Source organism: Gammaproteobacteria bacterium, assembly GCA_019748175.1.
Taxonomy (GTDB): domain Bacteria; phylum Pseudomonadota; class Gammaproteobacteria; order JAIEPX01; family JAIEPX01; genus JAIEPX01.
The window spans coordinates 31,036-57,603 of the sequence record JAIEPX010000008.1; the positions used below are offsets into that span (position 1 = coordinate 31,036).

The following is a 26,568-nucleotide window of genomic DNA, read 5'->3' on the forward strand; positions in this document are numbered from 1 at the left end:
TTTTTGTTAATTGTGTTATATTAAAGGTGTTAGTAACCTTAAAGGAGGAAGGTGTTATGAAAATTCAATTGCCTATCATTACTTCTTTTTCTTTGGTTTTATTAGCAAGTTGTCCTGTGTATGCAGTTCATGGGAAAGTGAATGATTTAACAAGAGATAAACTGAATTCTGTTCATATTATTAATAATACCAATGATGATGTAGTTTATAGAATGCTTTCATCGTCAGCGGCTAATATGTATTATGGTGTTGAACATCGAGGTTCTTCAAAATATCATGCAAAACCAGGCGATTCTCACACGACATTTGAAATTGGAACCTGCGAACGCTTTAATCATTTAACTGGTATTTGTGTCAAATTTGATCTTAAGGAACTGAAAAACTGTGTGAATAATGTATATTATAATGCAAATAAAATAGATTCAATAATAATTAATTCTGTATCATTTTGCACGGTTAAGTGCAATGATGGTACATCAACGTCTTGTGTTGCTGATTAAATTAGTTGTCAGACTAATATCTTAACTAGCGTACACATGATGTTTCTTCAGGAAGTCTCGCTAACGCGGGGCTTCCTGAGTTCTTGATACTAATTAAGTGTAAACAGGGAGATTCAGCATGAGCATTTTAACGATTCTGGGGATTGTCTTCATCGCGGTGGGTGCATTAATTGTCTTTTATCATGGTTTTAGCTATAAGAAAAATGAAAAAATTGCGCAAGTAGGTGATGTGAATGTAAAGCTACCCAAACCAATTTATTTTTCACCTACTGCGGGCTGGGTGCTGATAGGGTTAGGTATGCTTTTATTGATTCTTCGAGGGATGTTCTAACGACTAGTTGAGCGTCGATATATGATAATAATATGGCCAATTGAGCCTATAAGATCAGCTCGGTGATGCTCGATTATCGCTGCAGTGATCGCTTTACGCTCTTGGCGATCTTCAGCGTTTACACGAATTTTTATTAGCTCATGATCAGTGAGCGCACGATCAATTTCGTTGTGAACGCCGGGGGTTAGTCCCTCGCCCCCGATAATGATTACCGGCTTCAGATGATGAGCTTTGCCTTTCAATTCTTGCTTAAAACTTGGATTCATGATCGTTTCTCTATTCTCTTGATGATTGCTGTAGTGTAGCAAGAAGGAAGGGATAGGTCCATTCTTTGTTGATTTTTACTGTTTAGAGTGGTACTCTAAACCATAAAATAGTTTTGGAATAGTAATGAATATAGCGAGTTTTATTCTTATTTCGTCTTCAGTTAGTCCCAATGTGGCTTCGGCCCTAAATATTATCTTCTCAATCTTTTAAGTTCAAATTTAATAGCAGAATTTATTTGGGGACACTTATGCCACAGTATCGATTGGTTTTAATCTATGGTTTTGCTCTATTTGCAATGTTCTTTGGATCTGGAAATTTAGTTTTTCCGATTCAAATTGGCGCTTCAACGGGATCACATTGGCTTCTAGGTTTTATGGGTTTGCTTGTTACAGGTATATTGCTCCCTTTTTGTGGACTTTTTGTTGTAAAATTGCACAGAGGCAATTATATCAGTTTTTTTTCTGAAGCTGGGGTTCTGGCTAAGATAGTTTTACCCTTATTTACTTTGTCGTTGCTAGGCTCTTTTGGAGTTGTTCCTCGGTGTATCACAGTTGCGCATGGCGGGGTGAGCACTATTTTCCCACAATTATCAACCATCCTATTCAGTTTTTTGTTTTGTGCAGTAAGCTATTATTTTTGCCTTAAAGATCAACGTATGATTGGTGCACTGGGTAAATGGATGAGTCCAATTCTTTTGATCTCTTTGGTAGTTCTGATTATTTTTGGGGTCATTCATTCCCCGGAATTGCTACCAGCATCGCATAATACTGCTTCTAGTGCATTATATGATGGGTTTATTACTGGCTATCAGACTATGGATTTGTTTGCGGCTTTCTTCTTTTCTGCGCTAATCTTCACGCAAATTCAGAAGATAATGCCTGAAAATAGTAGCCTGCATGAAACAATTAAGTTTGCAATTCTTCCTAGTATTTTAGGCGCCTTTCAGCTTGCGGTAATTTATTTAGGATTTGTATATCTCGGCGCTCACTATTCTGATATTACCTCAGGTGTGAAACCAGAATTAATGTTACCAACGATTGCAAAACATGTTATGGGTAATAGTGCAACATTGTTTATTAGTATTGCAATGCTATTTTCATGTTTAACAACAGCAGCTGCATTGAATAATATTTATGCGAGATATTTGGTATCTTTATTTAAATTAACAGATAATGCATTTCCGTGGATATTATTTGCTACGACTGCGACTTCATTCTTTGTATCGTTGCTCGATTTTAAGGGTATAGCCGCTTTTTTAGCGCCTGCTTTGGAGCTTTCTTATCCAGGAATCATTGCATTGACGATATTAAGCATAATCACGAGAAAGTGGCGACGTTTAAAAATGATAGTTTTCTATGGGATTTCAATTGTTATGGCCACGCTAATGAGTTTTGCATTTTAAATCATACTCGTTGGAACAGTTTGACTATAAAGTCAAAAATGAAGAACATCAAATGGCTTTCTATGTTATAGATTTGTAAAATTAGTTACATACATTTACCGATTAGCGCAGTGTAATCTTTTACACTGCTAGATGTTTTTTTATCTGCAAACACAACTCTAGGAACTTCTAGTTCATGAAAAACAGCAGAATTTTGGCAGAGATCTCTGGCATTTACTTGTGGGCTTGCATAAAATCTCGGCGTAAATTGTTTTGGACCTTGAATGGGATTGGGCTCGACATCTTTTACTAGTATAGACTTTTTCATGCTCGCTAAAAGAACTGTTGATATATTTTCTTTATCGTATGTTTGCTTTTTACTCTTCTTCGAAGAATGAGTTGATGGAGATTGGCTGCTGGGTGGGGTTAATGTTGATACAGATTCGGCTTCTAGTAAATCCACTTTCGCTGGTGTTTTCATTGAGAGGAGACTAAATCGAAATAACAATGTCATTGGCATATTACCTTTAACACATTCTATTGAGAGATTTTTTAAACCAGACCGTACGACTTTCAAAAGTTCTTCGCTTCTTTGAATTTGTGCAACATATTCCTGGCAATCTTTACAGGGCATGGTGTTTGTATGAATATCGAATGTGGAAGCAATAACCCGTGTAACATTGGCTCTTCGTTCCATATTAAATCCTTGTTTTAATATCTGAGGTATAGCGCTGCTATTTTTTAAAAGATAGTCGGTAAATACTCTAAGCGGATGTGCGCAAACAATGTTATCAGCTTCTGTAGTCAAGGGTGTGAAATTTGGACTTGTAACGACGACTTTATGATCGGGAAATCGGATTGGAACATGAATGAAAGGAGTCATGTTACCTTTGGTCTGTACAAAAAAACCTATCGATGCAATGAACATAGGTTTGGTTCCGCTGAGGTCCCAGCGATTTAACAGCGCTCTTGAGAGTGTAAGATGCTCATTCATGCCTGGGATTAATTGATGTGGACTACCAATACTAGCCCACATTTCTAAATCGAGAGTGTTTACCCAAACTACTGGTATGGTTCTTGATAATTTATCGACTTGGACCATTATATTTTTTGTTACATCTGATTCTTGTTCGGACCTTGTAGGCCTAGGCATGATCATTCGGCGGTACGATTCAAGATTGCTTTCCCGAAATCGGGCTATTTCGTTTTGTAGTTTAGAAATCTCCAATAATACATTTTTTTCGCGCATTGAATCAAATCTTGCGAGGGTGTTTTCTTTAAACCGATTATAATCATTGTGCTGTGATAGTTGAGAATAAGGAAGATCTTTTTGTTTATAACCTATAAATTCATTGAGTACACGAGTTGCTGCAAGCTCTTTTTCATCTAAAACACGATGCTGATCTCGACTTGAACGATTTAAAATATGTTTATGAAGTTCTACAAGTGTAGTTCCTGATTCTCTATGAAGATTTAATATTGTGAGCGCGGTGCGTTTTTTCCCTTCAGGGAGTTGAGTGCTTCGCACTTTCAACAGGCGATTTATGGCTTCATTCGTTTCAGCAGCATTTTTTACTGTGTCGTAATTAGACATTAGTTCACGATCCTGCAAAATGTTGCTTAAATCTGATATAATACTACTTCTTAAATTATCATTTTCTATTTCCAACGAAGTTAACTCAATGCTCAACCAAGTAGCGACTAGAGCGAGAGTCTTGCGACGCAAATACTCTACTATGTTTTTCAATATCAACGTTAAGAATGATGGATTTTTTGATTTGTAGGCGGTAATTAATAAATCGAATTGATCAACAGGGATAATAATTTCAATATGATCTTTAACTTGCTGAGTATATGCTTCAAAAAAATTATAACGATCTTGCAGAATAGCATTTTTTAGGCAAGCAAAAATAATGGCTTGGTGTGATTCAGTAAAGCGATTCTTCATCATTGTTTTTAATTTTTTTAATGTTAGAGCTACATCCGGAGAGTTGATCAATTGGCGGCAAAAAGCAAAATCATCATGGGCTAATAGAGCAAGCCAATGTTCCTCATCGAGGTGTGGCATTAGTTCTGTTGCAAAAGCTTCGTTAACATGAGTAAAAATAGATGATAAAACATCTGTGCTATACGAGTATAGGGCGCAGTGTTTAATTGATATTTCAAGCACTTTCCAATAAGCAGATAAATTTTCATCACCGATCGATTTATAGCCCCTCAATACTTTACGAGTGAACAGTAAGAGTTTATGAGCCGCATTTAAATTATCATCAAACCCTAATCTGATTAATTCAGAAAGTGATCGTATTGTCTTGAAGCTGTTCAATGATAATACTCTAAATAAATCGATTTTTGTAATGTTAGATAATAATTCGTCGACTAAGGCGTGCGGATATGTTTGCAAAACATGGGTAATCGCGAGATTTCTCTGATCCTCATTTTGCGAGTTCACGTGCATTAGCCATTCTACGAGTGATTCAGCGTTGGCGTCTTTGTCTAAGAGTGATGGATCTTGTGTTCTAGAGCGTTTCTGTGCCTTCAGTTTCATGCGTTAATACCTTTAATACTATTTTCCTGCTTCTATTGTAACGTTCCGTCTTCTAAAAAGAAAGATGTCGCGCCTTGAGTTGCAATCTGATAGGGAATTGGCCATAGACTTGACCTTTTTCAACCTGCTGGGGTACTCTTGTAATGAGTGAATAATCATAGCCCTTAATAGAAGGTCGAAAGCCAATGAAAATAGCTAAAGTTTTTAATATTGCTTCTCTAACAATATTGTTCACCATGACTGTTTTTGGCCAGGAAGTTGAAAGTAATGATCTTCACTTAAATGGTTATGTGCCGATGACGGAGAATCAAGAAAATTATCCTACATTGAAGGCAGCAGAAAATTTTACTGTATTAGATTTTGCTCGTTATCAATTAACTGTTAATGAAGCTCGAACATTGATACGGCAATTAATTGATTATTTAAAGCCATACAAAAATCTTGATGCTAACGCTCGAATGGAATTACTGGCAAAACAATTAATCGATATTCCTTTTATCGAGAGTGGTGCAATTGGAGAAGGCGATTGGCAGTCAGGATCAGATGTTTATCAACCGGGTGAGGTTCACGTAAAACAAGATCCTGTTTATCGGATGGATGGCCTTGATTGCCAAACATTTGTTCAAAATGCTATGGCGCTATTTTACTCGAATACTCTTGATGAATTCGATCGCAATATCTTAAAAATAAATTATGGTGCAGCAGGAAATCCTCAAAGTGAATTTGTTCATTATTTTAATCGAAACAATTTTATTGATGGAGATTGGAATCCTGTGAATCAAAAAAATGGATTCCTAAAGGATGTAACATCTCAAGGTGACTTTGGTTCTGTTTTTGAAACAGCTATCGCAAAAATCACTCGAAATAATTGGTTTTTACGTCAAAAAGAAAATCTACACGCAACTGTACGAGTTTTAAACACGAGATACGGATTCAGTATGGCTCAGCGATATGCTACAGTTTATTCAGGGCTAGATTTTCCAGGTTTTAATTCAGAAATTGTCGCTACATCTTATATCCCAAAGACTGTTTTGGCTATAAAACAATCCGATGGAAAATACAGTCCAAATAAGATTCTGATTGATAACATACCAACACCATCAATAATTGAAGTTGTTAGAGATGCTGGGTTGTGGACGGTCGATCACAAAAATATTAAAGACGCTACTGGGTCTGAATTGAGCATTTCTCATATGGGCATTCTATATCAAAAACAGTTTAAAAACGGCGATGTGATTTATAATCGATTAACCTGCAGTTATAATAGTAAGAGTGTAAAGAGATGTATTGTTACACCCATTATATGTGGTGAGAAAGTATGCAAGGAGCTAATGTTTTTACACGCAACCAACGCATGGCCCAACGGATATTATTGGTATAAAAAATCCAAGAATCAATATGCGTGCACCTCTTCACTCCCTAGAAATGTAACTAAATATACATCATGTAATCGAGTTCAGGAACAACCCTTGTTTGATTATCTGACCGATTATCAATATGGAGCGTACCGTAATATGGATAATCAATCTATTGTAGGAATACACATTGAGAAACTTTTATAAAGCGTTGCCGAAGATAACTAGCGTATCAATTTGATAGTCAGAGGATATTCCCAAACTTCACCTTGATTGGCTTTGATACCGCCAATGATGGGAAAAATGATACTTAAGGCGGCGAGAATAGCAAATCCAATCAGACCAATAACAAAGAATACTAATACGGCACAGATGGCAGCATAGATAATGAGGCTGATTATCCAATTGACAACAATTTTTCCATGGACATCGACAAAAGGATATTGGTCTTTTTTTATTTGCCATAAAATGATTGGTAACACCAGCCCAGCTAGGGGTACTAGATAGCCAGCAAACAATGAGAAGTGCACAAACATTGCCCATTGATTGGCATCTTTGTTCCCACTTATTGGCTTGTGTGACGGTGTATTCCATGGATCGTTCATTTCAAAGCCCCTTAATATTAGATTGGCTAAGCTAGGATAAGATTTTGTGGTTTGTATGTAAAGAGGGTGTGCGAACTTAGGTCTTTACAGCGTCGACGTTACTTGTTAAAGACACTAAAGAAGATTTTCAAATACTATTTTGGCTATTTGAGCGATGACTCGTTCTTTTTCGATTAGAGAGGTTGCGGTGCTTTTAACAAAAATAGCGAGGGTAATAGAGTCAGAGTTGTTTGAAGTGTACATGATCCCAGCATCGTTTGTAATGCCAAACATTGATCCAGTTTTGTGAGCAACTTTAATGTTGGGTGGTAGAAGACCTCGAATTCTTGCTGGACCAGTTTGGCAACGCTGCATAAATTGTAACATCATTGAAGAATATTTTTGAGGAAACAATTTGTTGGACTGAATTGAGTACAATAAATCTACAATAGCTTTTGGCGTCGCAGTGTCTCGATAATCGAGAAGATAATCTTCTTCAGCCTTTTTTTTAGACTCTGGATCGAGAGCATTTTCCCATTGTTGAAATTGTTCAAGTGTACATTGTTCGTTGTCAGGTATTTTTTCTAGGCCGATCTGGTCTGCAAGACCTCGTAGACATGAGCGACTTATATCAATATTATTGATTTCTACTTCATGTAGCCAGTTTGTGACTGCCTTTGGACCGCCAATTAATCGTAGAATAATGTCATTTGCCGTATTGTCACTAGTTTCCAGCAATAGTTTAATCATATTCTCAAGTGAAATAGTGACACCTGGAATAGTAAATCGTTTATTAAGTATTCCAGTGCCGATTCTTAAATCACTTGGTTTGATATCTATCATCTGCTCAAGTTGGAGGTCACCATTTGAAATTAATGAGAGACAATAAGCAGCAATAGGAATTTTATCTATGCTGGCCATTGGAAAATAGTCATTGCTGTTCTGAGAATAAAACGATAGGTTTTTATTGTTAACTGCATAGACTCCAATTATGCCATCAAGTCTCCCTGAGATTTCTATAATTTGAGAGTGCCAGTTTGTCACCATACTATTAGTTCCCATCTGTTAGTTACTCTTTACTATCGATTTTGTAAAGCTTATCACAACTCAAGACGCGACGCCGGAGACGTGGTACATTAAAGAGGGAGGTGAGTATGAAAAAGCACGGGCATCAAGGCTATCGGGAATGGCTAGAAAGGGTTTACGCAGTTACTGCAGCATGCAGAAACAGTACGGGGTTAATTTCGGGTGAAGTAATGACCGCACTGCAACTATTTATTTTGGAATTCGGTCAGTTTAATGCTAACTTCACACTCGACGAACTCAGAAGATTGCAATATCCACAATCACCTTTCGCAGTAATGCATCGCCACACTTACCTTCGTGCTACAGAAACTTGGGCCGTAGAAATTTTACGCAAACGATATATAAATGAACGCTCACAGCAAAATGGACCACGTTTATATCCTGTTTTTTTAGATTCAAAGCTATTTTGGGGTGAATTGCAGCGATATGTTACCATCATCGATGAGCAACAGTTTGATGCTGCTATTGACATTTTCACTACACAAGTTTGGGTGCGATTAACTGACCCTGTAAATAAAAAGCATGTCGAAGAACAAATTCGCAAAAAAATTGAACATCATTTAATTGATCAACATTTTGAAGACGAAGATATACGAAGAATATTAAAGAAATCTGAGCACGTTTATTCAACAGTAGAAAAAAATTTGCTTAAACAGCATTTGGCAGAACAATTAGAACAAGCCAGAGCTGCATATCAAATGGCAAAGGAACAAGAACAAAAAAATCGAGATTTGAAACGAAATGAAGCATGGTACGGTCCTGTGTTTGGTTGGCTTAAAAATAATCACTCAGGTTTTTTGATCAAAAATAATATTAAAAGTCCCAAGGATCTGATGCAATTTGCCAAGCAAGAGCCTGGCATCTTCGAAGATTGTTATAATCAAATGCCCCAACAAGAAATTGATTTAGAAAAAGATTGTTTTTTTGCTCAGGCTATCGACCGATGGAAAACAAGCCAAGCATCTCCCTACCTCGATCGTTTTTGTTATTTCATTCAAACCCAATACATGGATACAGCAACACTGACATTAATAGGACATAAAGAAGCCGAGTCTAATGATTCCTGGGGACCTAAATCTTTAGTAAATCATTTGGGTTATAGACTAGACCCTGTGAAAGCAACACGAGCAATATTACAACGCTACAACAGACTATTCATTGATCAAACGCAAACTACAGAGTTTTGGCAAGAGTTAACTGATACACCCATGGCGCAATCTCTTAGAAGTTTGGCCATCACAGACACACCAGAAACTGAATTTGATTTACTTGCAAGCCTGCCCCAGCAGATATTTTGTGCGCCACAACACTCATCACACACGTTAGTCAATTTACTAGAGACTCGCGAGTATCAATATCTTTTAAGACTCGTTGAACAGTACAAAAACACGCCAATTCAGGATTCAAAAGATACTGTGAGTTTTGAAATCTATGCTTGTTTTTTACTCAACTATTGTCGTCGTTTTCAGCGTCTTTATCAAAACAATGCTTTGATGCAACAAGTTGCGCTGCTTGAAATACTTCAATCAATAAGACTGTTTATAAACGCTTGTGTTAATAAAAATATGGCTAATGCAGTTCGCGCGATTCAAACGGTCTGCGAAATTCTTCGGTTAGATCTCTCCCTCAATCCGTTAAGCGAACAATTATTATTAACAGAAATTATCCGTAAAAAGCTCTTGAGTAGTTTTCCTGTTCAATCGGTCGCATTCACAACATTTGGTATGCGTTCTTATACCAGAGTGTTACAACTTGAACCAACGCTCAATAACGCGATTGGAAAAACCCCAACACGCATCTTTGTCACCAATCAAAATTATTTTGAATCGTTAGTCAATTTAGGTATGCTACATAATAAAAAAGCGATTGTGACACACTTTCGGCAGTTGAATGAACTTGATAGCGCAGCTGATTTGATCTTTATGGAGATCCATCCAAACAATGTAACTGAACGCCGACAATTTGCACAAGATTTATTGGCGTTACTGCGTAACATGGCTACAAATCAATGGCGCAATAAACCACGCACTCTTGTCATTGATGCAACATTAAATGCCTTAGACGATGAAGAAATTGCCGATGCGCTCAATCAAGCAAAACCACTTATGGATGACGGACTTTTCAATATCATATTACTGCAAAGCCTTACCAAGTTTACCCAACTAGGTGTTGACGAGCGTAGTGGTGGCATTATGGTGATATTGAATAACAACGATCATTATTGGAATCCATATAACATGCGTTGTAAAACCGTTCTCGCGACAGAACCTTGCGAAATGTCAAATTTACACTATTTTTCGTATTTCTTTTTGCAAGATGGACTGATAAAAAATTATATCAACTTAATAAAGCTTTATAACATGAATTTATACAGTGCAATCACTACACAATTAGACGAATTAGATGTTGGTACACAGCAACGATTTCAATTGACAATCAGTTCAGATATGCGCGCATGCTATGTGGCTTTAAATATGCATGGTTTACTACCAGCGATTGATGCCGGATTTAACTTTTCATCAAGGGATATTGAAGCGTTTGGCGGTGACATTGTTGATCAATTGTTAATACCGCTTTGTGAGTTTTATCAACTACCTTTAACACAACGCATGAGCATCGGATTTCCGCTTTCCAGTGTTAATTGTGTTCAAGATTCCCTGCGCTTTACCGTTGGTCTTGAAACATCGCAGCAACGAGGTCAATACGCTGAAATCATTGCTTTTATTTCATTTGTATTGAATCGATTTAGAAATCTAAATCTTCTATTTGAAAAAAACACGGACGGCGTTTACGAAAAACGTATGCAATTTTTTGCTGAAAAAGTATTACAATTCAAATCGATGACGCCAGGTTGTGATCAACAGTACATGCTAACATTTCAACAACAGAGTTATGACCGAGCTGACAGCAGAACTGTAGTTATGCGCGATGGTGAATTAGCATTGCGACGAGCAGACCACGGGCAAGCACAAGATCGCATCTACGACAACAAATCAATCTGTGCCTATGTCGCAGGTCATCAAGATGCAGTCTTCCTCTCGAATATTCTAACTGCCAAACGCAGAATGATTGCTGCGTGTTTTTCTCATCTTGTTTCGCAAACTGAGCAAGGTGTCAAATTAGTCTTTAATGATTTACGAAATACATTAACATTGAGTTTTCATATCATTAACCAACCACAAGATACTCGGATGATTTACGGTCCTTTTCAATCTAATTCCGGTCATGTCTTTTTCGAATGGAAAAATAATCATGTAACAGGTTATGTGAAAATGTTTTCTCCCCCTGCCTATGGCAACGCATTACAAATATTTAGGATACATGAACAACGTATTTTCATCCAAAAAGGTGAGATGCGAAATAAATTTGACATGATTCCTCTAGAAGAACGTGTTTTTCTCTTTAAGGCTGCAGCATACGAGACTAATAGTGGTGCCACGGCTTTCAAACGATTTTGCGGATTTATGAATTTCAGCCAACAAACTCAGTTTTATGATTGCAATCCATCTTTCAAATATATCGATTGTGAACATCAGCCCTTACTACAAGACCCAACAACGATAACATTTACACGTAATGGCTCCGAATTAACTATCAAGCGCGATTTCCCATGTTATCAAGGCTCTGGCATTACGGTATACAAACGTTATTTCAATCCAGAAAATACCGGTGTAGAAATCGATTATTGGCAAGAAAAAGATCCGGTATTGCATCGATTTATGTGTTTTGCTATCGCCATTTGTGTGAATGCGCTTGACCAGCCCGCCAATAAAAAAGCAGGCTTCAAAGCACGTGGATATTACAGCGATGCAGGTCCATTACTCACTCACTTTTTGTTTCGCATTCCCTACGGAGCCATTGATGGCATTTTTGCACGGGCAATCACACTGGTTATCAATCATCGAAGCGATTTGTTGCAACTGCATGAACATCGTACATCATCAAATCAGGCTGTTAAACCAGGTCAAATAAATAATCAATATCGTTTCTTCAGTGAAGACTATCAATATTATGATAATACTGATGCTTACCATCGCGATTTCTTAGATGAGGGCAATTTAGCTACTGAAATTGAAAGCGAGCTTGGATTGCGCAAAAACAATGACCCAAAATGATTAGCATACGTTCACATTTATTGGGCTTACATAAAAAGTTATCAGAAGGGTTAGTAATTTGATAAGTATTGCCATCAATTTTGCAAAACTTTTCACAACTCAAGACGCGACGCCGTGAATATAAATTTCAGTATAGCCAAAGTTGGTAATAGCCAGAGTAAGTGAAAGGTAGAGATTCCGATAACGGTGGGTGGTAAAAGCAAGCGTAAATAATGTGCTGCAGCGAAAGCGAGGATTAAGGTCAGCATTTGAAACAGTGCGCAAATGAGCCAATAAAAAAACTCACAACGGTGTTCTTTTCGGCTAGATAAAAGGGCTCGCACGCCGTGATTTTTTATCCATTGATAGGCGTTTAATCGTAAATGTGGATCACGGCAGATGTCTTTTATAATGTAATAGCCGTCAGTTTCTTGTAAAGGATTTAAATTTTTAAAGACGCTGTAATAGAGCAATAGCGCTAATAAGAGAAAAAATAAATCTAATGTGGGTGATGATACGGTGAAGGCTAAAATGGAAAAAATACCACCAAGAACAATATCCATATAAGGACCCGCTAAACTGACAATTATTCTGGATCGAGGATTAGATAACCACATATCTGATGTATCAACAAATGCAGTTATACCAAGCCAGTAAAATATAATACCTGCGCGATTGACTTCATGATTAAAATATTTTGTCGTATATCCATGAGCAAGTTCGTGAGGAATTGCAGAAAGAATATTCGTGGTGAGCAGAGCACTAACAAAAAGAAAGCAGTGGGTTAAATCAATGGAATTCGTATTAAAAGTGTGTAACTGATATCCAAAAGAAATCACACCGAGTAGAGCTATTATGGCCAAAATGATTTGGCCTAATTTTGTATAAAGTAGATGCACAGTCTGATGGTAGGTTGAAGAAAGTTTGCTATCAATATTGTAAAAAATATTTTGTAAATATCGCCATTGATAAAGTTTTTCTTTAAACTTTTGAAATTTCGTTATCTGTTTTTGAGAGTGGTTGTGTTCAGGGATGTGTATGTCAGGTAGTATCAGAAAACCTGCATCAGATAAGTTTAGAATAGTGTCAGCCACAGCAAGGGGTGCAAAAATTTGCCGTTCCTTGTAGAGCAGAGTGGTGAGATCCTGCAAATTATTGTGACCATCGATATTTTGCCACACAAACCAACCTTCCTCAGATAATTGATAATATTGACCTCGACGTTTGTCTTTTAGAATGATGATTGCTTGGCCTTCATCACCTTTACGATGAAAATATTCAATGTCGGGTACACGAGTCGGACAGCAACGTTCTATGATTAATCCAATAATGGATTCAGCCGTGTTGTTATGTTTCATTAGTTCATGTAATTGTTCACGCTTTAAAATTAGAAGTTTTCCTGATTCGGCCATTCGCGCACTAGAATAACGTTTAGCGACTGTAAAGAGAACGCTTTCACCAATCAATCGCCAGGGATGATATACAGCTAATATCTTTTCACGGCTGTCGTTGTCCACATTATAAATTTCGACGGCCCCTGAACAGATAAGATAACATGTATCCGCCTCATCACCTTTATTAAATAATACAGTCCCTTTGGGTACCAGAATTTCTTGGATATCTTGAGCTAGTTTTTCGATGTTTTCAGAGGGTAGATCTAAAAATGGTTCAGCTTGCTTTATAAAAAACATTCGCAACATTTTTTCAGAGGCTTCTTTTCTTGTTGCAAGGAATTTTGGATGCTTTTTTAAAAAATAATTAAAAATATCGATAGCCCAACCTATTAAAACAACATCCGTTATGCTAATTAGTGTTGCTGTTCGTAGACCCGTTTGGCTAAAAAAACCTTCATTAGTAAGTCCAATGGCATCTCCTGGGTGGAGAACATACTGTAAAATATTGTCAGGTTGATCACCTATCAAATCAAGTTCTATGTCACCTTCAGCGATTAAATAGACCGAATCAACAATTTCGCCTTCATTAATAATTGTCTCATTAGGGTGATATGTTTTTTCGAAAGAGAGTTCTGCGAGCTCTTCAATTTCTGCTTCGTTCAGTGGTTTAAAATAGGAATGATGTCGAATTAAATCTTTGCGCTTTGATAATTCGATCATCTATTTTTCTCTGGTTAAAATTATGGCTCGATTGTATTATCTAGCATAGCCCAATCGAGCCATAAATCAATTAACGATTACCATTTTCCAGATTCGTCACCTTTGTTCCATTTTTCAGATGAACTACCTTTCTGGTTATACGATAGGTCTTTAGTGTTAATTCCTAATGCACCGAGCACTTTGGTATTGAAAAGTTTCTCTAAATTTTTATCATCACCGAAGGCTTTCAAGTTTCCATCACGAAGGCTAGTTTCTTGCTGCGGATTCAGATTGATATTCTGAGCCTTTACAGCTTTATAGAATCCTTGTGGGTCTTTGCTTATACGTTGACTTAGTGCTTGTCTTAATGTTGCCATGATTAATTCTCCTTAACTTATTGAAATATTGCTTGATGGCCAGAGTTGTAGTCCTTCCGGTCCCCAAACTCCTAGATGCAAAGTAAGTATAGTACAGATTCTAAAGTTGTTATCGATAAATTTAAGTGTAAACACTGCCTTTTTATATAATAATTAAGCCAATTTAATGGATTTTGGGTTGTTTACGCGGCTTGATTTAGTTGAAATCTATGGCTCGTGCGGTTTTATGCTTTTGCGCTTCTGAGCTTGAAGACCCTACTTTTTCTCTATTGGAAGTTGAGGGGCTAAAGAATCTAATCGCTGGATATATATTGATTTCAAATAAAGAAGAGTCTTCAGGTTTTCTTTTCTTAGATTTTTGAGGTGAGGCTTCAATAGTGGTTTTTGCTGCTACTGATGGTGAGGCCTCGGTTGAATTTTCTTGAAATCCTTTAATGCAATCATTAGAGATTTGTTGCATATTTTCCGCGAAGAATGTTTGAGGGCTAGGTTGGGTAACAGCTTTACGCATTGCATCAACAGGTTGCGCAAAAAATTCTTTAGCAGTTTCAAAAGAAGTGTCTACATCGGTAGAGAAGGAATAATGTCCAGAAGATAATAGATGTTGGTCATTTCGAATAAAACCTTCGATGCGGGCAAATATTTCATTAAATATTACATCAAAAATAATGCGAACGTTTAATCGAATGTAATGAGCTATTGTTTTAATAATCTTATTTGCGAAAGCATGAAAAACACGACCCACATCTTTTAATAATTTATTACCCAGATAACGCCAAGGATGAGCATCCCATGTGACAATGCTGGCGGCACATCCGCCTATTGCTGGAATATAATCTAAAACTGTTGAAACGGTAATCTCAATAATTGAGCCCTTTGTTTCAGGGAAAAGGAGTTGATGCATTGCAGCTTCACCGCCAGGAATAGCTTCGCTGTTTCGATGCATTAACTCTAGTAATTCACGTTTTGTGCTATAAGGCAAATGAGGTAATAAATGCTGGTGCTTTTGTATTAACATGAATAGTTGGAATCGTTGAAGTCCAGAATCTTTGTCTGCGGAAACTGCTTCCAGTGATTTTTTGAAATCAGAACTAAGCATAAAATTACAAATCTCATCGATCTTTTGATCCGTCAGTTGATATTTTTCCTGAAAGTGTTCTATTAACAGCAGCTTAAGTTTTTCTCGACGAGCGTCAGTTTCTTTTTTCTCTTCACTTGCTTCCGTTTGGAATAACTCGAAAAGACAAAGACCAAATTTTGCTCCGGCTACGCCTAGTGCAATGGCTGGCACTGAACCCAGTTCACCACGAATACTTTCACTGATATAGGGAACATTAAGTCCGTAGGCTAATATTGCGCCTAATCCAACCGCAATAGCGCTATAAGCAATCATATTAGAAGGTTCTTCTTCTAATGAGCTCAGTCCAGTCAGTAGCCAACTATTTCTACCGCTGACGCCAAATTCTGTCGCCATAGCGGCAGCTTGTGCTTCTACTGATGCACAAAAAGATGCGCCTGCCGTTAAATTGCTGGTCGCTGCATCTGAAATGGATCTTGAAATTTGTATGTAATTCTTACCTAAAAATTCTAGGGTTTGCGGTGATAAAACAGCTATCATGCCGAGAATGTAGAACCCATTATAGATTATTCCTGAACCAGGATGTTTGGCATGAATCTCATCAAAAACAAAATCAAAAAGAAAAATAAATCCGCCTAAGGCAGCGTTCAGAAGATCATGCCATTCGCCGGGATTTAATTCATTAGAGGCTTGAGCAAGTTGTCCGGAAATTTCTTCAGGTGTAATACGTTCTAATTCTTTCGAGCCATCTTTGCTGCTAAATACGGGTTTTTGATCCCAGTGTTTTTTGTGTTTATTATTGATTTTATTAAATAATTCTTCTTCTTGCAGTTTCATTTGATTTAAATCATCACGGACTTGCTTGAAGATTGCTGCTTCGCTCCGTAACCCGTTATGAAAAATATCAAAATCTGTCACTAGGTTTTCACCCATTTGAAAACGAGCTCTTTGAAAAGAGGTGCGAACACCTTTAAATACTTCCCAAATTGTATTACGAATCACACTACCAATTAAGCTACCGAGTTTTGCACCGAGTGAGACCGCGGGGAAGTTGATTTTTTCTGCGAGCGCGTGAAAACGGGTATCTTTAGCACAATCCGGTGTAAATTCCTTGGTATATTGAGAAACTTTAGAAGTGGGTTCTTCGCCTTTTAGACCTGATATAAAACCTGCAGGGAGATCGATTAAACCGAAAACAATTCCCACACATAAATTCCAGATCCAATAGGCAATTCTGTAAAACGGATAGGATTTACTCGCTTGTATATCCCAGTTCGTTAAACGAGTTACTTTCAAATGTTTAGCATGTGGATTATTACTATTGGCACATTGTAATACATACTCATCTCCGCTATCGCACTGTATTTTATCTGCGCCCTCAATTTGAGTAATTGCCATAATGTATCGTCGAACAGTCTGACGATTTTTACCTAAATGCCTAAAATCCAGAGTCAGTGAATGTTTTGGATTGGTACTAAAATAGCCTTGATGTTCTGGAGTAACAGGATTGTGGTGGTCACACAGATAATTATTGATCACTTTTAATGCGTCTTCACAATAACTATTGAATTCACCCCGAAAAATTGACCCTGCTTTTCGGCTATACGTTGTATTTTGATTATGTTCTTGAGCTTGACGTAAGGCATAAATCATTCGATTTTTAATAAAATGAGCAATGGAATCAGGTCCGCTGGCTAATAATATTGTGTCTTTGAGATGATCCTGCAGAGAGCATTCTGGAAGGGGGCATTCTAAAATACAGCTTTGATACTCCTTAGCCGCTTTAATATCGTCTTGAATTTGACTAATGAGTTTTTGGCTTGCTTCGCGATCGAATTTATTAAGAGAGAATGAATGGTCTTTGATGTCGATTTGGAGCTGCTTTAAAGCATCGATATAGTCTTTAAATGTAGCTTCAATTCGTTGCTTGTTCGTTTCTGCATCAGAATATTGATCGTAGGCATTCGTCAAACGTTCAAGTCCCTGCATATGACGAATACGAGTTTGAGTAATACGAAGTAAAAATTCTTTTTCTTCGTATTTATCTGAAATGATTCCGAAATCATAGGCTCTTTCGAATACTTTCAGCCTGTAAGCACCTACAGCACCGATCACTTTGCTCGTTAACGCTTCATATTGTGTGATGCCATAATCAACAGCTTGCTGCACTCTATCTTGAGTTGTTTTCCAATAAAAGGAATTTGCACTTTTAGGGAAGATATTTTTTTTCTTCGTTTTTGAGGGTGATTTACCAGGACTTTCTAGTTTACGTTCTTCGCCGAAGCTGCTGTCAAGGATTGCAGATTTAAAATCTTCAGTGTTATCAAGTCTAACACCATCGACACCTTTTTGATGGTAGAGTGATTCATTCGCGTCATCGAGATCCATTTCATAGATGAAGCCCAAAGTGCCGCCATGAGGTAAGGCTTGTTCTTGGAGTTTGCGGGAACGGAGTGCACCGTTATCGTTGGCTGTGTATAACAGAGGAATCTCTTCTTTGACAAGGAGAGTCGCTTCATCGCGAAATGAGGTACCTGGGACTTTAGAGGCCCGTCTATAGACGAGTGACTTTCGGTCAGAGAGCACAAATAGGCTAGTTTGTCTCTGAACTTCGTGATTTAGTACGGTTTTTTTATCTAGACCCAATGTGGATTCCCCCAATAAACACGCTATCTGGCGATACTGCGCGCTTTTACTATACCTTAACAAAGCTTTAGCAAAGTTCCCCTATGGCCCTAAAAAGAGCTATAACCCAAGATTGTCCCATATTTTATACTTAAAGTCCATAAAATAGACTAGGAAACAGCAGTTTCCGGCTAATAGAAATCATTTGCATTCAAGGTGTTAGAAGACCTTCAGTTCACGATGAGGGGTTTTGCGGAGAGGATCGTGATTCTCTCCCCTTGGTGAGAATCATGCAAATAGCCTACAATGTGCAGATGACTCTATCTATCAACAAGGGGAATAAGATGAGAAGGTTTCTATCACTTTCGCTGCTGTTGGCTTTTGCTATGACTGCTAGTGCAAAAGATTTTTCGGTTAATTTTTTCCAAAAAATAGCACATCATAAATCAACTGAAAATTTTGTGCTTTCTGGAACAAGTCTTGAAGCGGTTCTGTTAATGCTGCAAGAAGGTGCTCTCGGAGACACTCAGCGTGAACTTTCGATGGCCTTGTGTGGATCTTCTAAGGCGTGTCAAAATGTTGTCTCAAAACAAAAAGACTATGATGTTGCAAACGCTATTTGGGTGCAACAAGGGCTAGTCATTAAGCCCAATTATCTGGATACCATTAAAAAACGCTATCAAGGTGAAATTCTTTCTGCCGATTTTCAAAAAAATGCATTAAAAGCGGTTGAGCAGGTGAATCAATGGGCCAATACAAATACTCATGGAATGATTAAAGATATTCTTCAGCCAAGTGATGTCGATAAGAGTACGGCAATGATTTTAGCAAATGCGATCTATTTTCAAGGATTTTGGCCTGTTGAGTTTGATGTTAAAAACACCGCTAACATGGATTTTACCTTGTTGAATAATAAAAAAGTTAGCGTGGCTACTATGACAAAAAAAGATGATTATTTTATTGCGAATCAAAATGGAATTCAGCTTGTTGGGCTGCCTTATCGCGATAGTCAACTTGAGATGTTGGTGTTGATGCCTGAAGAGACTAAAAAATTTCCTGATTTTATTCGTGCATTAAGCAACGAAAAAATACAATCATTATTGGGCGCTCAACAAAAATCTGAGTTCACATTATTTCTGCCAAAATTTTCCATATCATCTTCGTATACGGATTTAAAAGCGACGTTGCAATCACTGGGAATTCGTACTATTTTTACAACCCGTGCAGATTTAAGCAATATTAATGATCAGGTGTCGCTTAGTTTAGATAAGGTTTTGCAAAAGGCGGTCATAATCGTTGATGAAAAAGGGACAAAAGCGGCTGCTGTCACTGCAGGAATTGTAATGACCAGAGCGGTAATGCCTAGAATGGTTCATATCGATAGGCCTTTTGTGTTTGCGATTGTGGATAGAAATTCTCGCGATATTCTTTTTATGGGACAGGTGGTGAATCCTGGAAAGTAATCTCAGATGTGTCAAGGGACGGGGTCAGGTCTAACATTGAAACTCGCTTTCATATCAATATCTGACCTCAATATTAAGCTAGTTTCAATGTTAGATCTGATCCCATCTGATGCTAGGTGACACATGGGCCTAAATGAGTTTCCATGGGTTTGTAATCAACAGTTCTGTCGAGGTCAATACCCGTAGCGTCTTCAATAAAATGTTTGAAACCCCGTTCATTTAGAGACTCGTTACGCGGAGTGTTAAACAAAGTTGCCCAATTGACCGGATGTGTATTGACTAATGTTTTTACAAAATCTTTTTTTGAGTCCCGCTTGTTTGGTTTATGTTGTGATTTATCATTATATTGTTTTGCGACGGCGTCAAAGATATTGTCTGCTTCAGCAATTGACTTTGTAGACAATAAATACAAATCATAAATTTGTTCTTCAACGGTATATTCTCGAGTTAGTACATGAGGGTCATTGGCGCCATAGAAATTGTTCAATGTGCCCATCATTAAAATTGGGAGATCAATCCCGAGTTTTTGTTTAATAATCATCTTTCGGAAAATCGCATTAATTCGGTAATGTAATTTATCTTTGGAAACGATCACTGCTCTGAGAGCGCTTGCAGTAAGACAGGCGAGAATTTCGTTATGTTCGGGCACTTCCCCTTGTTGGCGTAATCCTCGATTGATAATTCTGAGTTGTTGAAGAGTCACACACTCTTGTTTCACTGCAGTAAAAGTTGGATCGTGAAATCTCCAGCTCCACCACCATTTGTTATTAGTGTGGGCGTCTTTTTTAAAAACGTATCTTTCGCCTTTTGTATTCAACAAGGTAATGTCGAAACCAAGTCCAATAGGATCGTCATCGCCGCGAGTGAAAAAAGCCATAATACCGTCTTTGGGTGCTAAGCTAATGCCCGTTTTTTTTGTATAGGATGGAATAAATCCCAATGAAATCTTTGAAATAAGCCAATTCCATATTTTCGATCGTCCGCGCTCTCCATTCATTTTTCGTGTCTCAATTTCATTTTTTCGAAGATTAACACGTTTGTAAACTTTGTTGCGTTCAAATTGTCGTTTTGGATCTTTTCCGTGATAAATCGGACGAGGAACTTCAAATACACCTTTTTCATTCGCATGCTTTTTCGTTTTTCCCCAAAAGCCTGAGGGATCAAGTAATTGTTTTAAATTAAAAAACCAACTATGGTTAATATCTGTAATTTCTTTGTTTTCGTCATGTGTTGCTGTTGGAGTTTTTTGGCCATCGACTACAGAATTTAACGTTTTGACTGCTAGGTTTTCTCTTTTCATGACGCGTAACGCATCACCCGCTGAGAATGAAGTATGAAATATATTATGAAAATGTTTTGAGCCAGTTACAAATCGCCTGATAGACACGAGAACAGTGCTGGTTTTCGAAAGTAACCATGAAGTGGCCCATAATCCAATCGCTGCAGCTGTTGTAGCAACTGCGCCAGTAATGAAATTGACAATTAATACAGCGGCGCCTGATAAGCTCACCTGAGTCAGCCCCAAAGGTGTGAGCGCTTTAATAGATAAGGTAATAGAAATATATCCCAAAGGCGGAATAAAGCTCGCGAGTAGAACAAATGCTAAACCGGCCAAAATGGCTACAATAGCGATGTGTTTTTTCTTAAAATAATAAACATTAGCCGCTTCAGCAACGCGAATTTTTTTGTAGTCGTGTCCTTCTCCACCGTATTTTTTATTTTCTTTGCCTTTTACATGAAGTTCATTTCTGTAGCTATTGGCGTATCGATACGGATATGCCAACATATGTGATATTCCATATTTTGTCGCATGACGAACACATTGTAAGGGGGCATAAAGGAGGCTGATAGCGATTTGAAACGGAAGTAAAATTAATCTCCCTGTTGTGTTGCCGAGGAGAATTAAAGCCACCAAAGCTTTATAAGACCATTCATAACTAAAACTCGTTGCAACTCTTTTCTTTCCCCCATTAATTGTTTTTGTTTCAGCTTTCTTTTTGCCATCACTCCAAATAGTTTTATTAGTTCTTAATATCATACGGATAGAATGGAGCATTTGAAAGCATGGTTTATAGAGTAAATAGAGCGGCATGCCGACTACTATGGCCACGCATTTGTCGATCAAAGATATTATTTTTCTGAGTGCAAAAGTAATTCTATAACCTTTATAGGATTGTGTTTTAGGATCAAGGATGCCTTGAAAAAATTCACTGAGTCCTTTTCCTGTATAAATCAAAGCAAAAACTGCGCTTTCCAGTGCCAACACGGCGGGAAATGTCATTATTACTGTGGTTGCAAAATTAATCAGCGGAATAAAATATCCAGTGGCATTGATGCCTAGCGATGTGGCCAATTTAACGCCGGTGGTCTGGGCAAGTATTGCGACGGGAGAGTACGCGAGGGGTAGCAGCCCAGGAAGGAAAAATAAAATGGTAGCCACAATTGTACTGACGAAAATTGTTAAAAAAATAGCTAGTGTAAGTAAATGCTGGGATCTAAATTGATAGCAATTAACAGGATGTCCTCTGTTATCCATTTGATTATAAAGACCAGCAAGATTTCCTTTAGTATCATATTGATTAAAACTCTGGGCAGGGTTAGTGAGTGCTTGTAATAACCCACCTTTGAAACCATCCTTCACTCCACGATAGAGGCTGTAAAAAAAATTGTATGGAAATTTAAATATTATAAAAATAAAGCGATATAACGTGTTTGCTGCTACCACTGCGGAAGCTACAGGATAAAGTAGTGAACTCTCCTCAGTCTTGTTGTGAGTCCATTCTCGCCAAAGTGTTTTGTTAGTTTTATGAATGATGAAAGTATCTGAGCCGGCATAAATAAAAGGCAGCGTTAAAGGCGAATACACTAATCCTACAAGGCCACCTAAAATTTTTGAGAGATATGGGCCCCAAACTTTAGGGTGAAAAAATCTTGGACTATCCGACGAACCGGTTTCGTACCCTGTTTGCATAGTTTCTCCTTAAATTATATTTTACTGGTTTGTTTTACCGCATGCCCCAGAGATCCTAACATATTCGTGCTATTTGTCGAGAAAAGAGAGGCAGAGGTTAGTGGTATACAAGTTGGTCTCAAGGTGGCTAATGACCTTGAAGGTTATATCGAAATATGGTATAAAATGGAGTTAGCCTACTAAGAAAGATATGAGTTATGCAAGAAAACCAGGTCACCGACAAACCCTGCATCTTTACGATTAAAATCAACAAGTCGTGGGATGAATGCCTAGAGGTTCCTCCAGAACAGTCTCTGAGCCCTGGTCTATTTAACGTTGAATTCGCTCAACCTCTGGACGCGGATAATTTTTACAAGCATCTTCAACAAGCTCTACCTATTACAGGTCTGGAATACCCTCATCTCAACAGTAACGTCGTGACCTTAACAAATGAGCAATTTTATTGTTTACAGATTAGTATGATGCAAAAAAAGGGCGAATTTGGATTGGCTTTTCTGGGCAATCAGTATTTAATGAAGACGCTGAGGGCCGATGGGCATGATTTCACTCACCCTTTCAAATTAGGACTTATTCCGGGTAAAGAGGGGCGCAGATTTAATAATTTACGCCCAATAGAGAGACGTGAATATGTGATTACACCTGATGGGCATCTAACCACACGTGCAGAAAAAAAGCCTCAATATACACCTGATCAAAAAAAAGAATTTTCTCAAATTCAGTCGAACACGTTTCTTGATGAAAAATTGTTGGCTGAGGCATTTGGTTTTTCTAAAGAAAGAAATTGTAAACTGTATGGCCTGTTGACTCACATGAACGATGCATTAATAAATCGCTTACTGATTAGAGATTCTGGGACAGTTGGTCGCCCTTTTGAATTCAGGAATTCTGAAGATGCTGTACGGAGTCGAATGATTGAAAATGAGCCAATGAGAGCTCTATCTTATCCTAATGCCAAATTAGAAGATTTCAAAAAACATAATTTAGCGGCCAGATCCAGTCATCGAGGAACAAATGAAGTTTTAGCTCGCATTCGGTTTAATCCTTATAGAAGTTTAATAGTCATTTGTTCTGATACCTTAGAGACTCGGCTATTAGCCTATTATTTTGCACAAGAATTACTACAAGAATTTCGTACCTATGCACAGACGAAGGGGTTATCACTCAACCCTGTATTCAGAATTCCGATTGTGTATTATCTGCCGGTTAAGTACTTTCTTCCAGGCGGATACTTAAGTTATAGACCTCGCATGAAATTTTATAGTGAAGATATGAGATCAAGAGGTGTCATGGAATGTAGTAGGCTCTATAAAAATATTAGTCTAAGAAATCAAAAATTTGCCAATCAAGATTATGAGTTACTGCTAGGATTACCAAAAATAACGTCAAGTATGCTTCTCGATGAAACGACACCTTCGGGTAAACCGCTTGCATTGGAGATGATTGCTAAATGTCGAACTCGAATGTTGAGTCGTGTGTTGAGGCCAGTTCAAAATCCAGCAGATAATTCCTTAGCGGATTCTGTATTTGATACCATGCTTCAACGTAATAAGATAAAAAATAATGACCCTATCATTGCTAATTTAATCGTTGTTGAAGAATTTACTCTCGCTAGAAAAGTGATGGAAGAAACAGACTCGAAAATAAATGCGTTAACTTTTGAATGTACTTGTTCTTTTACCTGTAATTATTCATCATCATTGGATAGGAAATTGCAGTATAGTGGTAATCCAAGGCAATTGGAATTTTTTGGATTAGAAAGTATATTGGGTGATGATGCGGCATTTTGTACCTGGACTTCGAAAAAACTTTGCCTGAAAGAGTTACCCTCGGCGACTAAAAAATTTCTAGGACAATTATTGTTTAATGCGTGTAATCGCAGTGTATTTAAAGAATATCCGGAAATCAAATTATTATTAGAAAGAGGTGCTGATACAACGTTCGAAAAGGATCGCGCAACAGCGATTGTGTGTGCTACAGACTACCAGGATTGGATAGCTGTAAGGATGTTTGCTCACTATCGTACAGATCAGGAAGATAAGTCTCACTATGGTTATGCCTTATTGGGTGCTCTAAAAGATCAACAAAGAGATTTAGCAGCATTACTATTAAAAGCTGGTGCTAAAGCTCATTGGCGTAAAGTGAACTCTGGATTTGAGTTGGAATCAACACTATTTTATGCGGTATTGAATGAATACAATGATTTACTACCTGATTTAGTCAGTCATGAAATGAGTTGTGTTGATGGATTTGAGTCTCGAGCCATCATCGCTCAAGATTTAGCTGTGACACTAGGTAATGTTAGAGCTGTTGAAATTCTAAATGAAGCTTTAGGTGTCCATGCCGTTACTAGGGCACTGACTGATGAGCAGACACTATGTCGCTATCTATTCGAAGCTCTTGCTGTGGGTGGGGTTTCGTTTTTTAATCTTCGTTTGCAGTTCTATTCTAGAGATTCAGTTGATCTACATGTGATGGCACAACCTCAGGTAGTTTTTAATCGCGAAAAAACTCAAGGGGTGTTACCTATTATAAAAAATCATCTCGATATTTTATTGGAGATGCATCTCTCAGTTATTTATATTGAAAAAATCATCTCGGAACTAATGAGGTTGGTTGTTGAGTTTGAAGACATAGCATTATTTAACTTAATACTAAAATTCTCAATGCAAGTCTCAAATTCATCTCTGATTACTGTATTCACTACAATAGTTAATATGACGCATGCTGATAATTTTGTTTTTAACAAACGGTTAATTAATGTCATATTTGAGAATTGTGATTACAAGCTCTGCCGTGAAAAATTCGATGCAGCATTTTATAAAAAAATCATAGCTAAAGATTTTTCTAAAGCCACTTTTTTTATTAAGCTCGGCGCTAGACCATTTTGTGGTGAAAGCAAAAATAACTCTAGAGAGTCAAGGCAGTCTCTATATGGTGAAATTGCCAAAAGTGGAGATCAAGTTGCCATTTGTATCCTGTTAGTGAATCCAAGTATCGAACAATTCATTAAGGATGAATTAGTTTCATACGTGGTTCAGCACAGTAAGAAATATGATATTAAGGCTTTAATTGCTTATTGCTCTATAAAGATCACTCCCTGTCTATTTGAAGCCGCCCATTTAGATCGTGATGAAAAAGCGGTTGAATCCATGTTTGAAGTAATAATTACTTATGACGATTATAAAAAGGAATTTTCCAGTGCATTTTTACAAACATGGGCGTATAGGCATTATTTTTCTTCTGGTTTTATCGATAGATTTGTTAAGCAGTGTGGTACAGCCTACATTAGACATCTAAGTTTGATGTGCATGTTGGATTATATGGAAGCTGCAACAGACTCTATGAATTGGAAAGAACTGGAATTAATGTACACTAATATCTTTAAGAGAAACGTTAGAATTGCGCAATGGGATGGTTACGCATTAGACAATCGCGGTATTATTAATCCACATTATGGGGTTATAAAATTTCAATACTATCAGACGATTTTGAAAGCCTTAAACGATTATTTTTCAGACTATGAAACATTGCCAAGGCCCGAAGATTCTAAACGAACTTTTGATGAAATATTGCACGAATTTGAGAAAATGATTAATGCTTCTAAGGCGCTTACTTTTTTTTCAAGCACTAATGAATCTCGGGCATTTAATCAGAGGATGTATAACTTTCTGAGTGCTACTGATCAGATATTGTCAAACTATGAGCCTAAATCCATTGACTCTGATCATGGTTCTGTTAAAACGGTGGAACCCGAGGCGTTGGATTATCTACCATTAAGTCCAAATTTAGGTACGCTCTTTATATATTAGATTAAT

General features: G+C 37.5%; 15 protein-coding genes. 7 read left to right on the forward strand and 8 right to left on the reverse strand.

All coding sequences use genetic code 11. The features are described from left to right. The first annotated feature begins 56 nt into the window (after nucleotides 1-56). Both K2X50_03465 and K2X50_03470 read left to right on the forward strand, forming a co-directional pair. On the forward strand, nucleotides 57-500 hold the full coding sequence (locus K2X50_03465) for a hypothetical protein (GenBank protein ID MBX9586295.1): 444 nt from the start codon (nucleotides 57-59) through the stop codon (nucleotides 498-500). Nucleotides 501-618: 118 nt separating this feature from the next. After that, nucleotides 619-831, forward strand: coding sequence for a hypothetical protein (locus K2X50_03470; GenBank protein MBX9586296.1), 213 nt, complete (start codon nucleotides 619-621; stop codon nucleotides 829-831). Here K2X50_03470 and yhbY read toward each other — a convergent pair. Then, complete coding sequence (gene yhbY, locus K2X50_03475; GenBank protein MBX9586297.1) at nucleotides 828-1,097, reverse strand: ribosome assembly RNA-binding protein YhbY; 270 nt, start codon at nucleotides 1,095-1,097, stop codon at nucleotides 828-830. The genes K2X50_03470 and yhbY overlap by 4 nt on opposite strands. A 248-nt stretch (nucleotides 1,098-1,345) precedes the next feature. Here yhbY and K2X50_03480 point away from each other — a divergent pair, with 248 nt between their 5' ends. Beyond that, the gene (locus K2X50_03480) at nucleotides 1,346-2,500 is read left to right on the forward strand and encodes a branched-chain amino acid transport system II carrier protein (protein MBX9586298.1); all 1,155 of its coding nucleotides are present in this window, start codon (nucleotides 1,346-1,348) and stop codon (nucleotides 2,498-2,500) included. An 85-nt stretch (nucleotides 2,501-2,585) separates the two neighbouring features. Here K2X50_03480 and K2X50_03485 read toward each other — a convergent pair whose 3' ends face one another. Then, nucleotides 2,586-5,027, reverse strand: coding sequence for a hypothetical protein (locus K2X50_03485; protein MBX9586299.1), 2,442 nt, complete (start codon nucleotides 5,025-5,027; stop codon nucleotides 2,586-2,588). A gap of 185 nt (nucleotides 5,028-5,212) precedes the next feature. Between K2X50_03485 and K2X50_03490 the strand changes: the two genes are divergently transcribed. Then, nucleotides 5,213-6,589 carry a DUF1460 domain-containing protein gene (locus tag K2X50_03490; protein MBX9586300.1) on the forward strand — a complete coding sequence of 459 codons (1,377 nt, stop codon included), beginning with the start codon at nucleotides 5,213-5,215 and terminating at the stop codon, nucleotides 6,587-6,589. A 17-nt stretch (nucleotides 6,590-6,606) separates the two neighbouring features. Here K2X50_03490 and K2X50_03495 read toward each other — a convergent pair whose 3' ends face one another. Further along, a complete protein-coding gene (locus tag K2X50_03495) occupies nucleotides 6,607-6,987 on the reverse strand; it encodes a DUF4870 domain-containing protein (GenBank protein MBX9586301.1) in 381 nt (126 codons plus the stop codon). Nucleotides 6,988-7,101: 114 nt separating this feature from the next. Beyond that, nucleotides 7,102-8,028, reverse strand: coding sequence for a class A beta-lactamase-related serine hydrolase (locus K2X50_03500; protein ID MBX9586302.1), 927 nt, complete (start codon nucleotides 8,026-8,028; stop codon nucleotides 7,102-7,104). A 92-nt stretch (nucleotides 8,029-8,120) separates the two neighbouring features. On the opposite strand from K2X50_03500, the gene K2X50_03505 reads away from it, so the two are divergent. Then, complete coding sequence (locus tag K2X50_03505; protein MBX9586303.1) at nucleotides 8,121-12,167, forward strand: hypothetical protein; 4,047 nt, start codon at nucleotides 8,121-8,123, stop codon at nucleotides 12,165-12,167. Nucleotides 12,168-12,259: 92 nt separating this feature from the next. On the opposite strand, the gene K2X50_03510 is transcribed toward K2X50_03505, so the two are convergent. The 3 genes from K2X50_03510 to K2X50_03520 form a co-directional block, all read right to left on the reverse strand. Next, nucleotides 12,260-14,260, reverse strand: a complete 2,001-nt coding sequence (locus tag K2X50_03510; GenBank protein MBX9586304.1) for a cyclic nucleotide-binding domain-containing protein — start codon at nucleotides 14,258-14,260, stop codon at nucleotides 12,260-12,262. A 77-nt stretch (nucleotides 14,261-14,337) separates the two neighbouring features. Beyond that, nucleotides 14,338-14,616, reverse strand: a complete 279-nt coding sequence (locus K2X50_03515; GenBank protein ID MBX9586305.1) for a hypothetical protein — start codon at nucleotides 14,614-14,616, stop codon at nucleotides 14,338-14,340. Nucleotides 14,617-14,812: 196 nt separating this feature from the next. Continuing rightward, nucleotides 14,813-18,340 (reverse strand): hypothetical protein, encoded by a 3,528-nt coding sequence (locus K2X50_03520; protein MBX9586306.1) that lies wholly within the window; start codon nucleotides 18,338-18,340, stop codon nucleotides 14,813-14,815. Between the two features lie 323 nt (nucleotides 18,341-18,663). Between K2X50_03520 and K2X50_03525 the strand changes: the two genes are divergently transcribed. After that, nucleotides 18,664-19,782: a serpin family protein gene (locus K2X50_03525; GenBank protein MBX9586307.1), complete on the forward strand. Its 1,119-nt coding sequence runs from the start codon at nucleotides 18,664-18,666 to the stop codon at nucleotides 19,780-19,782. Between the two features lie 112 nt (nucleotides 19,783-19,894). On the opposite strand, the gene K2X50_03530 is transcribed toward K2X50_03525, so the two are convergent. After that, the gene (locus K2X50_03530) at nucleotides 19,895-22,753 is read right to left on the reverse strand and encodes a hypothetical protein (GenBank protein MBX9586308.1); all 2,859 of its coding nucleotides are present in this window, start codon (nucleotides 22,751-22,753) and stop codon (nucleotides 19,895-19,897) included. A gap of 197 nt (nucleotides 22,754-22,950) precedes the next feature. Here K2X50_03530 and K2X50_03535 point away from each other — a divergent pair, with 197 nt between their 5' ends. Then, nucleotides 22,951-26,562 (forward strand): hypothetical protein, encoded by a 3,612-nt coding sequence (locus tag K2X50_03535; protein MBX9586309.1) that lies wholly within the window; start codon nucleotides 22,951-22,953, stop codon nucleotides 26,560-26,562. Nucleotides 26,563-26,568: the final 6 nt, after the last annotated feature.

What these genes read in the sequence shown, in the direction of transcription:
- K2X50_03465 (MBX9586295.1), top strand. Translation starts at nt 57, where the DNA reads ATGAAAATTCAATTGCCTATCATTACTTCTTTTTCTTTGGTTTTATTA.
- K2X50_03470 (MBX9586296.1), top strand. Translation starts at nt 619, where the DNA reads ATGAGCATTTTAACGATTCTGGGGATTGTCTTCATCGCGGTGGGTGCA.
- yhbY (MBX9586297.1), bottom strand. Translation starts at nt 1,097, where the DNA reads ATGAATCCAAGTTTTAAGCAAGAATTGAAAGGCAAAGCTCATCATCTG.
- K2X50_03480 (MBX9586298.1), top strand. Translation starts at nt 1,346, where the DNA reads ATGCCACAGTATCGATTGGTTTTAATCTATGGTTTTGCTCTATTTGCA.
- K2X50_03485 (MBX9586299.1), bottom strand. Translation starts at nt 5,027, where the DNA reads ATGAAACTGAAGGCACAGAAACGCTCTAGAACACAAGATCCATCACTC.
- K2X50_03490 (MBX9586300.1), top strand. Translation starts at nt 5,213, where the DNA reads ATGAAAATAGCTAAAGTTTTTAATATTGCTTCTCTAACAATATTGTTC.
- K2X50_03495 (MBX9586301.1), bottom strand. Translation starts at nt 6,987, where the DNA reads ATGAACGATCCATGGAATACACCGTCACACAAGCCAATAAGTGGGAAC.
- K2X50_03500 (MBX9586302.1), bottom strand. Translation starts at nt 8,028, where the DNA reads ATGGGAACTAATAGTATGGTGACAAACTGGCACTCTCAAATTATAGAA.
- K2X50_03505 (MBX9586303.1), top strand. Translation starts at nt 8,121, where the DNA reads ATGAAAAAGCACGGGCATCAAGGCTATCGGGAATGGCTAGAAAGGGTT.
- K2X50_03510 (MBX9586304.1), bottom strand. Translation starts at nt 14,260, where the DNA reads ATGATCGAATTATCAAAGCGCAAAGATTTAATTCGACATCATTCCTAT.
- K2X50_03515 (MBX9586305.1), bottom strand. Translation starts at nt 14,616, where the DNA reads ATGGCAACATTAAGACAAGCACTAAGTCAACGTATAAGCAAAGACCCA.
- K2X50_03525 (MBX9586307.1), top strand. Translation starts at nt 18,664, where the DNA reads ATGAGAAGGTTTCTATCACTTTCGCTGCTGTTGGCTTTTGCTATGACT.
- K2X50_03530 (MBX9586308.1), bottom strand. Translation starts at nt 22,753, where the DNA reads ATGCAAACAGGGTACGAAACCGGTTCGTCGGATAGTCCAAGATTTTTT.
- K2X50_03535 (MBX9586309.1), top strand. Translation starts at nt 22,951, where the DNA reads ATGCAAGAAAACCAGGTCACCGACAAACCCTGCATCTTTACGATTAAA.